Source organism: Pseudochrobactrum saccharolyticum (assembly GCF_008801715.1).
GTDB classification, from domain to species: domain Bacteria; phylum Pseudomonadota; class Alphaproteobacteria; order Rhizobiales; family Rhizobiaceae; genus Pseudochrobactrum; species Pseudochrobactrum saccharolyticum.
In genome coordinates, this window is record NZ_VZPG01000003.1 from 373,329 (window position 1) to 386,350 (window position 13,022).

Below are 13,022 nucleotides of genomic sequence, written 5' to 3' on the forward strand. Positions count from 1 at the left end.
GTCGCATTATCACGGGCGTCAAGTTGGATCAACTTGACATAATCAAGAAGTCAAGTTGATCCAACTTGACTGTGAAATGCTCTAGTCGGCGACGAGATGTCCCCCGCCGATATCCACGAGTTTCACACGATCCGGCTGCTGACCGGCTTTCCAGACAGGGCTTGGAATTTCACCGGTGAGCCGCAGGCTTTCACCACGCTGACGGCGCGGATTAGGTACCGGCACCGCAGAGAGCAGGCGCTTTGTATAGGGATGCTGCGGATTGCTGAATAGCTGCGCGCGCGTTCCCATTTCCACAATCTGCCCCAGATACATCACCGCCACACGGTCGGAAATATTTTCAACTACCGCCATATCGTGACTGATAAACAGATAGGTAACGCCGGTTTCTTTCTGCAGATCATGCAGCAATTCCAGCACCCTTGCCTGAATAGACACATCAAGCGCGGCAACACTTTCATCGCAAACAATGAGTTTCGGTTTCAGTGCCAGTGCACGGGCAATACAGATGCGCTGGCGCTGCCCGCCGGAGAACTGATGCGGATAACGGTCATAGACTGCAGCAGAAAGCTCCACGCGCTCCAATAATTCGCAGACCCGCGCTTTTTGCTCCGCAGCTGTGCCAATATTATGAATAACCAGAGGCTCGCGAATGAGCTCACCTATTGTCATCCGCGCATCAAGCGCCGCCATCGGATCCTGAAACACGATCTGCAACTCGCGGCGCATGGCTTTGCGCCCTTTATAATCGAGTTCGCTCAGGGCCTGCCCGCCGACATCAATCCGGCCGCTATGCTGCACAAGCCCGACCAGTGCTTTGGCCATAGTAGATTTACCGCAACCGGATTCACCGACCAGAGACAGCGTTTCCCCGCGATAAATATCCAGCGACACATGTTCAACCGCATGAACATTGGCTGCCACGCGCCCGAGCAGACCTTGCCGGATTGCAAATTTTACCGATACATCATCATAGCGTACGAGAACCTCACGCCCCTCATGCAGAGGGCGTTTGGCACCGGCACCGATACGCGGCACCGCCGCCAGCAAATCCTTGGTATATTGTTCTTTGGGCGCATCAAACAGATCAACCGTGGTTGCGGTTTCAACCATTTTCCCTTTGCGCATAACAATAACGCGGTCGGCCATTTCCGCGACCACGCCCATATCATGGGTAATCAGAATAACCGCTGTGCCCAGTTCCTTCTGCAAATCACGCAGCAGATCCAGCACTTCACGCTGAACCGTCACATCAAGTGCTGTGGTCGGCTCGTCAGCAATCAGCAAAGCCGGTCGCAGCGCAATAGCCATGGCAATCATCACGCGCTGACGCATTCCGCCGGATAATTCGTGCGGATATTGTTCCAGCCGTTTTTCCGGCTGGGACAGTCGCACCGCACGGACAGCTTCCAGTGCACGGGCACGCGCTTGCGCAACTGAGAGCGGTTCATGCGCACGGATTGCTTCTGTCAGCTGGCGTCCGATAGTCATCACCGGATTAAGCGCCGTCATCGGTTCCTGAAAGATCATGGCAATACGCGCACCGCGCACCTGCTGCATTTTCTTTTCAGGCAGACCGGTCAGTTCCAGATCACCGAAGTGAATGGAGCCACCGGTTACCCTTACCTGAGGCTGCGGCAGCAGCCCCATACAGGCAAGCGAGGTAATCGACTTGCCTGAACCGCTTTCCCCCGCAATTGCCAGAGTCTCACCCCGATGCAGATCGAAACTGAGCCCCTGAACAAGCGGCATCAACCCGTCTTCAGTACGGGCGGAAACCTGCAAATCCCGTACCGACAAAACAATATCAGCCGCAGGATCAGCAACGGGAGAAAGCATCGCTACACTCATTCGAATACTGCCCTCGGAAAGTAGAAGCTGACGACAACATTCGGCATATCCACGATCTCGGAGATACGCAGATCACCGCAGGTCGAAACCAGCATATAAGCATCAACCGGATCCATCTTCTGTGTGGTGGCCAGAAGATCGACCATATTGGCCACGGCATCACGTGCGGCAGCCCAGAGATCAGGGCCAATACCTGTGGTGACTTCATAACCCTTGGCATCGAGATGACGGGTTACAGGCCCCGGCGTGGTGAAGCGCGGGGTTTTCAGCGGCTGATTTTTAATAAGGTCAAGCGTCAGCACAACATCGAACGGACTTTCAATAGCCGTGCCGCAGACTTCTCCGTCGCCCTGTGCGGCATGGGTATCGCCGACCGAGAATAATGCACCATCCACTTCAACCGGCAGATAGAGTGTCGTGCCCGCGGCCAGATCACGGATATCAAGATTACCGCCGACACGGCGTGGCGGCACCACGCTGTGATGACCTTTTTCCGCCAGTGCATTACCGATTGTCCCTGCAAAAGGCTTGAGCGGTACGCGACCGTTCTTGCCGAACAAGGCAGGCTCCATGCTGGTGGCATCAAATTTCCACACATGCAAAGCAGGATCAGGAAACTGGTCCGTCAGCAGGCCGAAACCCGGAATATTCGCTGTCCAGCCGAAGCCTGCACCGTCCCGCAGTTGCGGCGTAAAGCTTTCAATCGTCACCTTTAGCACATCACCCGCTTTTGCGCCGTCGACAAAGATCGGGCCGGAAACAGGATTAATCTGCCCAAAATCCAGCGCCTGAACATCCTCAACAGTGGACTGGGGGCCAAGCTGGCCCCCTGAACTGTCGAGGCACTGAAACAGGATCGTCTCACCCGGAGCGGCAGTCAGAACAGGCGCAAAGCTGTTATCCCAGCCGAAATGATGCTGACGGGCGTGGATCGTATGGTTGCAGTGCTTGCACATGCCTGCTTACTCCTTGATATACACGTAATCGTAATTGACCGGTATCGACACCGGATCAACATAAAGCGCATCGTCACCGCCCATACGCGCTGACTTCAGCGTGAAGCGTTGTTCGTTGAAAACCGGTGCCCATGGCGCATCTTCCATCACCTTGGTGTAAATTTCCGACCACTTGGCCAGACGCTCATCAGCCTTTGCAGGATCGACAATGGAATCTGCCTCTGCAGCCTTCTTATCGAGATCTTCACTGCAATATTTCGACCAGTTCCAGCCGCCCTCTACCGCACCGGCACAACCAAGGATCGGGCCGTAGAAATTCGCCGGATCAGGGAAATCGGCAATCCATGCCATGCCGCCGGACCAGATCATCGGGGCATTGCCCGCACCGCCGGCTTCAATCACATTGGCCTGTGCAAGCGATTTAATACCGGCCTTGATGCCGATTGCTTTCAGATCCTGCTGGATTGCCTGCGCAATACGCGGGTTCGGATCGGTGTTCATGACATAGAGTTCAGTCTCAAAACCATCCGCATAGCCTGCATCGACCAGTAGTTTCTTGGCTGCGGCCTGATCATAGGCATAACCTTTATAGTCTTTTGTGTAGCCCGGCATTGACGGTGGAAGCGGCTGGGTGGCAGGAACCGCGCGACCGTTAATCACCTGAATGATACGGTCTTTATTGATCGCCATATTGACGGCGCGCCGCACTTCCACCTTGTCAAAAGGTGCTTTGGTCACATTCATCGTGACATAACCGGTATGGAGTTGGCCGCCTTCAACGACATTTTTAGCCTGTTCCGGATCTTTCATAACTTCGACAAACTTTGCCGGCGGGATACCGTCGCCCGGAATATCGATTTCGCCTTTCTGCGCGCGCAGCAGCGCTACAACCGGCTCCTGCCCGACTTCCACGGTGAAACTGTCGAGATAAGGAACGCCGGAAATCCAGTAATCAGCATTTTTCTCAAAAACGAGACGCTGGCCGAGTGTCCATTCAGTCAGTTTGAAAGCACCGGTGCCAACAGGTTTTTTACCAAAATCCGCGCCCGCAGCCTCAACAGCTTCCTTCGGTACGATGAAAGAGAAATTCAGCGCCATAATATGCAGGAAAGTTGCATCCGGACGTGAAAGCTTAATCACAACCGTATTGGCATCCGTGGCACTGACACCGGAAAGTGTCGCGGCTTTACCGGCGGCGGCATCATCATAGCCTTCGATCATCGAGAAGAAGCCCTGCCCCGGGGACTGGGTTGCCGGATTAACAACACGGTTCAGGGAGTAGAGCACATCATCTGCGGTGAATTCACGGCCGTTGTGGAATTTCACGCCTTTACGCAGTTTGAATGTATAGGCCTTGCCGTCTTCTGAAATCTCATAGCTTTCGGCCAGACCCGGACGCAATTCCGTGGTGCCCGGCTTATAATCCATCAAGCCGTCAAAGACCGATTTAATCATCGACCAGTTCTGCCAGTCATAGCCGATCGCCGGATCGAGTGTTGCCACATCATCCTTATAGGTCACGATCATATTGCCGCCGGATTTCGGCTCTTGCGCCTGTGCCGGTGCCATCGCCTGCATTGCCACCAGACCCGTCAGAGCAGTCGCCAGAGCGGTTGAAAGGAATAGTTTCTTCATTGCCTCACTCCTGTTTAGAATAATTAACGTAGCTTGATGCGCGGATCGATAAGCGGGGAGATCAGATCGGCGATGAGATTGCCCAGCACAATGCCGCAGGCAGAGACGAGCGTTACACCCATGATGATCGGAATATCGACACGCTGAATGGCCTGCCATGCCAGCTGTCCGATGCCGGGCCAGCCGAAAACGCTTTCCACCACGACAATGCCCGACATGAACATGCCGATATCGATGCCAATCATCGCGATAATCGGCAGAATGGCATTGGGCAGAGCATGGCCGAAAATAACGCGGCTGCGGCCAAGCCCTTTGGCACGGGCAGTACGGATAAAATCGGCACGCAGCACATCAATCATGGACGAGCGCACAATGCGCGAATACCAGCCGGAACCGAGAATACCGAGGGTCAGCGCGGGCAACACAATATGTGAGAAACTGCCATAACCACCAATCGGAAACCAGCCGAGTGTGACCGCGAAAACAAATAACAACAGCAGAGCCACCACAAATTGCGGTGCTGAAACGGTCATGAAACTGGTCAGCATCAGCGCATTATCAAGCAGCTTGCCGCGATTGAGCGCCGCCACAATTCCAAGCGGCAGGCCGATCAGCAATTCGCAGATAATCGCCGCCACCAGCAGCTGCAAAGTAGCGGGCAGACGCGACAGGATGAGGTCGGCTACTTCCGTTTTCTGCAAGTAGGAGCGGCCGAGATTACCGTTGAGCAGGTTCCAGAGATAATCGCCATATTGCACGATAAAAGGCTGATCCAGCCCGAGCTGTTGCCGGATACTGGCAACTGTTTCCGCTGTGGCTGAACGTCCTGCAATCTGCCGTACGGGGTCGGCAGGCAGCACATAGAGCAGCACAAAGGTGATAAAAGAAACACCAAGCAGGATCAGCGCGGACTGGATCAAACGTCGGAGAATATAGGCAAGCATCAGTCACGCCCCTGTTGTGTCGGGTCGAGAATATCGCGCAGCGCATCCCCCACAAGATTAAAGGCAAGCGCCAGCAACAGGATCGCGGCTCCCGGAATGAACACCAGCCATGGCGCGGACTGAAAATAGGTCTGGTTTTCGAAAATAATATTGCCCCATGATGGTGTCGGCGGCTGCACACCGACGCCCAGATAGGACAGGGTTGCCTCCAGTAGCACAGTCGTGGAAATGCCGAGTGTGCCCCAAACAATCAGTGTCGGGATCAGATGCGGCAGAATATGCCGGAACAGAATACGGCCATGGCCTGCACCCAGTGTTTTTTCCGCAGCGATATAATCGCGCTCGGCCAGAGACGAGGTTTGCGTATAGATCACCCGTGCCGTCTGCACCCAATTCACAAAGGCAATGACCATCGCCACAATCCAGAGTGACGGCGAGAAAATCGCCGCCAGACAGATCGCCAGCAGCAGTGCCGGAAAAGCCATCATCAGATCGGTAAAGCGCATCAGCACCGCACCGGTAATGCCGCGAAAATAGCCTGCTGTCACACCGATCAGAGTGCCGATCAGCAGCGCAGCACCATTGGCCACAACCCCGATCACCAGAGATGTCTGCGCACCATAAAGCAGACGCGAAAACAGATCACGGCCAAGCAAATCCGTGCCGAACCAGAACTGTTCTCCCGGCGGCATCGGTGCGCCTTCAATCGTCAGCCCGTCAAAGAACTGCTCATTGGGATCAAAAGGCGCAATCCATTTGGCAAAAACCGCGCCGCCGACACAGATCAGAATGATGATCAGCCCGAGCAACGCCAGCTTGCGCTGTAACAAACGCCGCACAATCGATGAGCCGCGTTTTGGTGCCGTAAACGGTTCAGGCGAGATCGATGCGTCTGCCATCTTTGGCGCCCCTCTCTGCAGAATGATTGGCGACAATGCGTTCAGCCGCAGTCTCGATTGTAACCTGCCAGGCCATGGCAACCTGCCGTAACAGATCATAAGCTTCGGCTTCGGTTTTACCCTTCATCATCGAGATCATTACAGCCTGCACGATGGTCTGGCGGGCGGACAGCCGGTTTTCCAGATCTGTAATCAGGGCTTGTGATGCTTTCGCCTGATCGAAATTACTGCGTGCCACCAGCAGAGCCGCATAGACGCCTTTGTCGCTGACAGGCTTGAGCAATTGCGCATGAGCGCCCATATCCATCGCCCATTTTAACCGCCCCGGAACTTCCGAACCGATAAGCGCAATCATCGGCATAGGTGAGCCGCCTGCACGCCATGGAAACTGCTCATTATGGCCGCTATCGGCATCGTAGAATATAAAATCAGCGTTGAGGGCTTCAGCCGGCAGTTCCGGCCATGCCTCCCGCACATTCAGCCCGATAACACTTAATTGCCGGATCAGACCCTGAACGGACGGATGCGGACGATGGAGAATCCACGCTACAGCCCCGCCGAGATTTTCCGTTCTGATCCGCATTATGACACCACCTTCAGAAATCCTGTGCCTTGCGGGCGCTGGACATGATGCGTGAGATAAGGATCTGCCCGCAATTGCGGCAGGCGTTTAATTTCTTTGAACTGGTCGCCTTCGAGACGGGCAATCACCACCGGCTGCGCGGCATGAAGATTTGTCGGGTCAAGCCTTGGCTGATAGCCATGCTGCAATGCAGCCAGCAGCAATTCCGATAAAGACAGTTTTTCCGCTTGCGGACGATTATGCAACAAATTTGCCAGCTCATGCACGGCTTGCCGCGACATTTCCAGCAATGAACCGCCCTGACCATTTTCAGGCTCAAACCACGGCCCCGCCGAGATAAGGCCTGCGGCCGCACCATTGGCAGGAGCGATTTCGCATTCTGTAAAATTGCAGGACAAAACTGCCGGACTGTTCTCAGAACCAAATTCAGCTTTCAGACCGGCCAATCGCTGCAAAAACGCATAGGAACTGTCGCCGACCAGAGAATTCAGAATAAAATCCGGCTTCAGCGCGCGGATATCATGGATAATATGATCGAGCTCCGTATCGCCGATTGCCAGATAGCGGTCGCCGAGAACTGTACCGCCCGCATAAGCAATTTGCTCACGGGCAATCCGCGCCATTTCCCAGCCCCAGATATAATTCGAACCGACAAAATAAGCCCGCTTGCCTAAGACCGGCAGCGCCCAGTCCAGCAATGGCAGCAAATGCTGATTGGGACATGAATGCATATAGGCCACACGTTCCGAGGCTTCAAAACCTTCATAAGGCAGCGGATACCACAACACGCCGTCGAAACGCTCAAGCTCGGGAATAACCTCTTTTCGGGAAGCAGAAGTTACACAGCCAAAAATATGACGTACCTGAGAGTTTTGCAAAATCTCGCGGCAGAGCGGTGCATAACGATCCACCCTTCCCTCAGGGTCACGCTCAATCACATGAAAGGCGACATCCAGCGCATTGTCCGCATTTACTTCATCAACGCCCTGCAGAACACCGGCACGGCTGGCGCGCGAAATAGCGGAATAGTTTCCGCTCTGTGACTGCAAAAGGCCGATTTCAACAATGCGTTTCATCTTACCCCGAAAAGAAAAAACCCCGCATCGAACCTCACCACTCTGGAGAGGCCGAAACGGGGCTTGGATGCCATTTATTGAATGGCATTTAATATAAGATTTTCGCGCTTTGCAAGATGTATAATGAATATGAGCGCAAAGAGAAATTTAATTGCGCTAAAAGCGACAAAAATGTCGCTTTAATTATTTACAGTCCCATGTGATGTTCAGCTGTATCATCCTCATATTCACGCACAGTTTCGTCCTTGGCGAATAGAACGCACGGACCGTAAGACCCGCGCGGATCATAGGCATAACCTTTTTCCGCCAGCGCCTGTGTTATATCGCGGATGCCGGCCAGACCGTAGAGATGATCATGAAGCTCAAGGAAAATACGTTCAATGCCGCTCAGATCCGCTTTTTGCAGCAGATCGCGCTCGGCACCTTCAATATCCATCACCAGCACATTGATCTCATGCGCAGCTATAAAATTATCAATATTGGCTGAGGCCAGCGAAATTTCATGCTCATAAGGCCCCTGTTCCTTGTCCATTGAGGACATCCAGAGATCTTTGCGGACATAAAAACGGTGATCGGCCGGTTCACCTGCAGCGAGAATACCCTGCGTCAGCAACACATTGCCCGCAGTATTCGTATCCAGCACACGCTGTGCAAGTGCTGCGGTTGAAGGATTGGCTTCAAAAGCCCAGATCCGCACATCGGGGATCGTGGCCATCAGAGAGGTGATCACACCGATACCGGAGCCGAGTTCCAGAACACGGTCGCCGCGTTTCACAGCTTTAAAAACCCATTTGGCTTCTTTAGCCTCATAACGTCCGCTGATTATTGCCTGCCAGATAACAGGCGAAACCTCGTCAGGGGCGAAAGGGATCTTAATACCGTGCAATGTGACAGTGTCCACGCCTGTGCTCCTTTGGCGCTTGAAATTTGCGACATTTCAGGAGCACAAACAGGCTGCCCATGCGCTCTTCTGAAAGAATAGGCAGGACATAACATATATATGAAATTTAGTATATTTTTTAACGCATTATATTGCTTATATTATGTGCGAAGATGCGCCAGCTCAGAAGCTGAAACCGGACGACCGAACAAATAACCCTGAACCTGATCGCAACCGACCCGTTTCAGACATTCCAGCTCTTCTTCGGTTTCAATCCCTTCCGCAATCGTAATCATACCAAGGCTCTGACCGATCCCTGTCACCAGTTCCACGATAGCCAGAGCATCAGGATTGGTTGTCACATCACGGATGAAAGACCGGTCAATTTTGATCTTATCAAACGGGAAACTGCTCAGGCTGCCCAGCGATGAATAGCCGGTACCAAAATCATCCATGGCAATCTGAATACCAACGGCTTTCAATTGCCGCAGCGTATGCAAAGTCTGCTCATTCTTGTCGAGCAAAACGGATTCTGTAATTTCCAGTTCCAGCCGCTCAGGATTGAGTCCGCTTTCCCGTAAAATTGACGTGACGCGCTGGATCAGATTTTTTGTGATGAACTGCACCGGTGACAGGTTGACGGCAACTTTAAACGGTCTGCGCCAGCGGACAGCCTCCTGACAAGCCTGTTGCAGAACCCAGTCTCCCAGCTCGTGGATCAGGCCGGTTTTCTCGGCAACCGGAATAAATTCTGATGGCGGAACAGCACCGCGCACCGGATGTGTCCAGCGCAGCAATGCCTCATAACCGCAAATCTCACGCGTATAGGTGTCGGCCTGCGGCTGATAGAAAACTTCCATCTCGCCGTTTTTCAGCGCATCACGAAGATCGGCCTCGAAGGCTTTTTTCTCGACAAGCCGCGTTTGCATATGCGGCTGGAAAATGCAGGCATGGCCGGTACCCAGCGCTTTGGCCTCATAGAGCGCAAGATCGGCATGTTTGAACAGCTCTTCCACATCCGGCTCGGTCGAGGAAATAGCAACACCAATACAGGTGCCGATCTTAATTTCCCTGTCATTGATATTATAGGGAGAGCTGATAACGCGCATCAGATGGCGGGCAAATTCAAGGGCTTTTTCAGGAAAAAGACCCGCTGATAAAACCGCAAATTCATCACCGCCGAGACGGCAAATCAGGTCATCTTTATGGCTGAACTCAACCAAACGGTTGGCAACCGCCTGCAAAAGCACATCCCCGACATCATGTCCCAGCGTGTCATTCACATCCTTGAAACCGTCAAGGTCAAACAACAAGACCACGGCAGGCGGCCCGCCTTCTCTCGCATCCTTCATACGGGCATTGAGATCCTGACGGAACAGAACACGGTTCGGCAAGCCCGTCAGCGCATCATGATGAGCTGAATGCTCAAGCCGGTCATTCTGCGATTGCAATTCACCCGATGTTTCGCGCAGGTCTTCTGTCAGGCGCTGCATATGCCCGTGTGCACGGTTCAACATACTGTTCTGGCGCAGCAGCAAAATAATCATGGTGATACCGCAGAGGATAAGTCCTGCTGCAAGAGCGGTATAAATATAATGGAGATTGCGCACTTCAAGCTGTGCGGCATCAATCACACTCACATCATATTCAACAGAAGAAGATGCCAGCCCAGTCAGCGGCCCGACCAGCTGGCTCATTTCCGGCAAAAGCTCTTTCGCCCGTTCCGGTGTGAGTTCCGCCAGCTGATGATCCAGCTTATTAAGCGCGGCGCGGAGATTTTGGATAACCAGATAGCGGGATGGGTCTTTATTGACGAATTCCTGCAAAGTACCTTGCTGCACAAATTCCATGCGGCTGATCATGATATCAAGCCGGAGCGAAATCTCGTCAATATCCGCATTTTTCAGGCCGAGAGCATAAGCGGCAAGTTGCTGTTCAAGGCGCAAATATTCTGACACCATCTGGCTGACAGCCCAGGAGTCATTATAACGGGCAACCTTCTGCAGTGCAGTTTGTCGCTCAGCAATGACATAGGCTATGTAGCCTGTTGCCAATACAAAACAGCAAATAACAATACCGAGTATGCGTCTCACACAAGCCTCTATTCGACTATGAGCTTCGCCACCTGCCACGCGGAGCGTGTGTAGTAAGTCTGGCTTTGCAATTGCGGATCACTGTCATACGGGTAGATAATGAAAAGCGGCCCTTTCTCGCGGACCGTGATAAAACTTCCGTCACGCTTCATGGCCAGTATGACCTTAAATTTCTTAAAGTCTTCTAACGGAATTTTCGTCACATAATCATTCAGTGCCACAGCTGTAACAGTTGTGCCCTTGGCACCGACCGTTTCCATCAGCTTGTCAAGAGACACACCTTCAAAACGGGTACGGCCATTATACCACGGGTTTGCGGTCTCTGTGACCTGCATCCCCATTGCCACCAGCATGTCGCGGTCAAATTCTGCGGTATCGCCGTTGTTCTTATTTTCAATCGCACCGGATATCATCAATATCGGCTTACCTTCCGGCTTTGCGAGTGAACCGGCAGCGGCACCGGAAACCATCATACAGGTCAGAATCAGATAGATCACCAAGCGCTTTAAGATCATTATATTTCTCCCTGATAATTTAGAATAATATATTGAAATCCATCAATCAGTACATGGGAAAATATGCACATCCCAATCTATTTGTTTTAAGGTAAATTAGCCGTTCATTTTTAACGCGTCCTTGCGAATCACATAAGTGTATGCTTATCTGTTAGGCATGACAGAAAACGATATTTTCAAGGCTCTGGCCGATCCGACACGACGCGCTGTTTTTGAAAAACTGGCAACCGGCAGTATGAATGCCAGCTCCCTGCGCGAAGGGATGGACATCAGCCAACCGGCAATGTCCCAGCATCTTGCAGTTCTTCGCAGTGCAGGCCTCATCAGAGAACAGCGGCAGGGACGCTTTGTGAATTACGAAGTCGATCCTGAGGGGCTTGCCCTCATCGCCCAATGGCTTGCAAAATACCGCGCTTACTGGCCTGCACGTGTTGATGCCCTCAAAACCCTGCTGAAGGATATGGATCAATGACACAGGAAGAGCATACAGAAAACGCAGTCCGTCTTGTCTTTGAATATGATCTGGATGCCAGCCCGCAAAAAGTCTGGCGTGCGATCAGCATTCCTGAACTGCGGGCAAACTGGCTGCCGGATGCAGGCCTGAGTGAGACAGAACCGTCTGCCATTATTCCGCAGCAACAAGCCTCTTACAGAATGCGGGATACGGAACCACCATATCTTGAAAGTGTCGTCACTTTTCAGATTGCCGCCAATGATAATGGCGGCACCAATCTCACGATTATCCATGAGCTTGATGATGCACGCCTGCGTCTCAAACCGCAGGCAGCTAATACCAATATGCAGCCCGTCATGCGTGCCGCGTAAAATATAACAGCCTTATAATCTCTCAAGAACGGAGCTTGCCGATGCGCGAGATGATGCAACTCGTCCCTATGGTTGTTGAACAATCAGCAAAAGGGGAACGCTCTTTCGACATTTACTCCCGCCTGCTGCGCGAGCGGATCATTTTTCTCAATGGCGAGGTCAATGATACTGTGGCCGCTCTGGTCTGCGCACAATTGCTGTTTCTGGAAGCGGAAAACCCGAACAAACCGGTCAGCCTTTATATCAATTCCCCCGGCGGGGCGATCACCAGTGGCTTGGCCATTTACGATACCATGCATTATATTCACGCGCCGGTGCACACATTATGCATGGGAACCGCCCGTTCCATGGGCTCATTTCTGCTGATGGCCGGAGAACCGGGCTTTCGTGCAGCATTACCCAATGCCAGCCTGCATGTACATCAGCCGCTTGGCGGTTTTCAGGGGCAGGCATCCGATATTTTCATTCAGGCCGAAGAGATGCGTAAAACCAAACATCGCGTCATTGAATTCTACGCCAGACATTGCGGCCGCAGCTATGAAGAGGTTGAACAAACTCTGGACCGCGACCGTTTTATGGATGCGCAGGAAGCACTGGAATGGGGCCTGATTGATAAAATTCTCAACAGCCGGTCACTCTGACCGGCTGCCTTCATCAGAAACCAGAGCATTTCACAGTCAAGCTGGATCAACTTGACGCCCGTGATAATGCGACAGGCTAAGGAATCTAGAGCGAACACTGCGATCCAACATGAACGTAAATCGC

The 13,022-nt window shown here is 52.7% G+C and carries 13 protein-coding genes; 3 read left to right on the top strand and 10 right to left on the bottom strand.

The window, feature by feature from the left end:
• Positions 1-81: 81 nt before the first annotated feature.
• The 10 genes from F7P81_RS11720 to F7P81_RS11765 form a co-directional block, all read right to left on the bottom strand.
• Positions 82-1,851, bottom strand: a complete 1,770-nt coding sequence (locus F7P81_RS11720) for an ABC transporter ATP-binding protein (RefSeq protein WP_151159642.1) — start codon at positions 1,849-1,851, stop codon at positions 82-84.
• Positions 1,848-2,807, bottom strand: a complete 960-nt coding sequence (locus tag F7P81_RS11725; protein ID WP_151159643.1) for an acetamidase/formamidase family protein — start codon at positions 2,805-2,807, stop codon at positions 1,848-1,850. Before F7P81_RS11725 ends, F7P81_RS11720 begins: the two co-directional genes overlap by 4 nt.
• Positions 2,808-2,813: 6 nt before the next feature.
• Positions 2,814-4,442 carry an ABC transporter substrate-binding protein gene (locus F7P81_RS11730; protein WP_151159644.1) on the bottom strand — a complete coding sequence of 543 codons (1,629 nt, stop codon included), beginning with the start codon at positions 4,440-4,442 and terminating at the stop codon, positions 2,814-2,816.
• Positions 4,443-4,465: 23 nt separating this feature from the next.
• Positions 4,466-5,386 carry an ABC transporter permease gene (locus tag F7P81_RS11735; RefSeq protein ID WP_151159645.1) on the bottom strand — a complete coding sequence of 307 codons (921 nt, stop codon included), beginning with the start codon at positions 5,384-5,386 and terminating at the stop codon, positions 4,466-4,468.
• Positions 5,386-6,285: an ABC transporter permease gene (locus tag F7P81_RS11740; RefSeq protein WP_022712028.1), complete on the bottom strand. Its 900-nt coding sequence runs from the start codon at positions 6,283-6,285 to the stop codon at positions 5,386-5,388. Before F7P81_RS11740 ends, F7P81_RS11735 begins: the two co-directional genes overlap by 1 nt.
• Positions 6,260-6,868: an ANTAR domain-containing response regulator gene (locus F7P81_RS11745; RefSeq protein WP_022712027.1), complete on the bottom strand. Its 609-nt coding sequence runs from the start codon at positions 6,866-6,868 to the stop codon at positions 6,260-6,262. Before F7P81_RS11745 ends, F7P81_RS11740 begins: the two co-directional genes overlap by 26 nt.
• Positions 6,868-7,944 (bottom strand): transporter substrate-binding protein, encoded by a 1,077-nt coding sequence (locus F7P81_RS11750; RefSeq protein ID WP_151159646.1) that lies wholly within the window; start codon positions 7,942-7,944, stop codon positions 6,868-6,870. Before F7P81_RS11750 ends, F7P81_RS11745 begins: the two co-directional genes overlap by 1 nt.
• Before the next feature lie 187 nt (positions 7,945-8,131).
• Positions 8,132-8,845 carry an FkbM family methyltransferase gene (locus F7P81_RS11755; RefSeq protein ID WP_151159647.1) on the bottom strand — a complete coding sequence of 238 codons (714 nt, stop codon included), beginning with the start codon at positions 8,843-8,845 and terminating at the stop codon, positions 8,132-8,134.
• 140 nt (positions 8,846-8,985) lie between these two features.
• Complete coding sequence (locus tag F7P81_RS11760) at positions 8,986-10,917, bottom strand: putative bifunctional diguanylate cyclase/phosphodiesterase (RefSeq protein ID WP_022712024.1); 1,932 nt, start codon at positions 10,915-10,917, stop codon at positions 8,986-8,988.
• Positions 10,918-10,925: 8 nt separating this feature from the next.
• Entirely contained in the window at positions 10,926-11,432 is a 507-nt protein-coding gene (locus tag F7P81_RS11765) for a putative pterin-binding protein (RefSeq protein WP_151159648.1), read from the bottom strand.
• A gap of 157 nt (positions 11,433-11,589) precedes the next feature.
• Here F7P81_RS11765 and F7P81_RS11770 point away from each other — a divergent pair, with 157 nt between their 5' ends.
• The 3 genes from F7P81_RS11770 to F7P81_RS11780 are packed head-to-tail and all read left to right on the top strand — an operon-like array spanning position 11,590 to position 12,898.
• Entirely contained in the window at positions 11,590-11,904 is a 315-nt protein-coding gene (locus F7P81_RS11770) for an ArsR/SmtB family transcription factor (protein ID WP_151159649.1), read from the top strand.
• Positions 11,901-12,257 carry an SRPBCC family protein gene (locus F7P81_RS11775; RefSeq protein ID WP_151159650.1) on the top strand — a complete coding sequence of 119 codons (357 nt, stop codon included), beginning with the start codon at positions 11,901-11,903 and terminating at the stop codon, positions 12,255-12,257. Before F7P81_RS11770 ends, F7P81_RS11775 begins: the two co-directional genes overlap by 4 nt.
• Before the next feature lie 41 nt (positions 12,258-12,298).
• The gene (locus F7P81_RS11780) at positions 12,299-12,898 is read left to right on the top strand and encodes an ATP-dependent Clp protease proteolytic subunit (protein ID WP_151159651.1); all 600 of its coding nucleotides are present in this window, start codon (positions 12,299-12,301) and stop codon (positions 12,896-12,898) included.
• Positions 12,899-13,022 lie beyond the last annotated feature (124 nt).

Bases quoted from the DNA above. Each gene is read 5' to 3' on its own strand.
- F7P81_RS11720 (WP_151159642.1), bottom strand. From the start codon at position 1,851: ATGAGTGTAGCGATGCTTTCTCCCGTTGCTGATCCTGCGGCTGATATT.
- F7P81_RS11740 (WP_022712028.1), bottom strand. From the start codon at position 6,285: ATGGCAGACGCATCGATCTCGCCTGAACCGTTTACGGCACCAAAACGC.
- F7P81_RS11770 (WP_151159649.1), top strand. From the start codon at position 11,590: ATGACAGAAAACGATATTTTCAAGGCTCTGGCCGATCCGACACGACGC.
- F7P81_RS11765 (WP_151159648.1), bottom strand. From the start codon at position 11,432: ATGATCTTAAAGCGCTTGGTGATCTATCTGATTCTGACCTGTATGATG.
- F7P81_RS11725 (WP_151159643.1), bottom strand. From the start codon at position 2,807: ATGTGCAAGCACTGCAACCATACGATCCACGCCCGTCAGCATCATTTC.
- F7P81_RS11775 (WP_151159650.1), top strand. From the start codon at position 11,901: ATGACACAGGAAGAGCATACAGAAAACGCAGTCCGTCTTGTCTTTGAA.
- F7P81_RS11730 (WP_151159644.1), bottom strand. From the start codon at position 4,442: ATGAAGAAACTATTCCTTTCAACCGCTCTGGCGACTGCTCTGACGGGT.
- F7P81_RS11780 (WP_151159651.1), top strand. From the start codon at position 12,299: ATGCGCGAGATGATGCAACTCGTCCCTATGGTTGTTGAACAATCAGCA.
- F7P81_RS11735 (WP_151159645.1), bottom strand. From the start codon at position 5,386: ATGCTTGCCTATATTCTCCGACGTTTGATCCAGTCCGCGCTGATCCTG.
- F7P81_RS11750 (WP_151159646.1), bottom strand. From the start codon at position 7,944: ATGAAACGCATTGTTGAAATCGGCCTTTTGCAGTCACAGAGCGGAAAC.
- F7P81_RS11745 (WP_022712027.1), bottom strand. From the start codon at position 6,868: ATGCGGATCAGAACGGAAAATCTCGGCGGGGCTGTAGCGTGGATTCTC.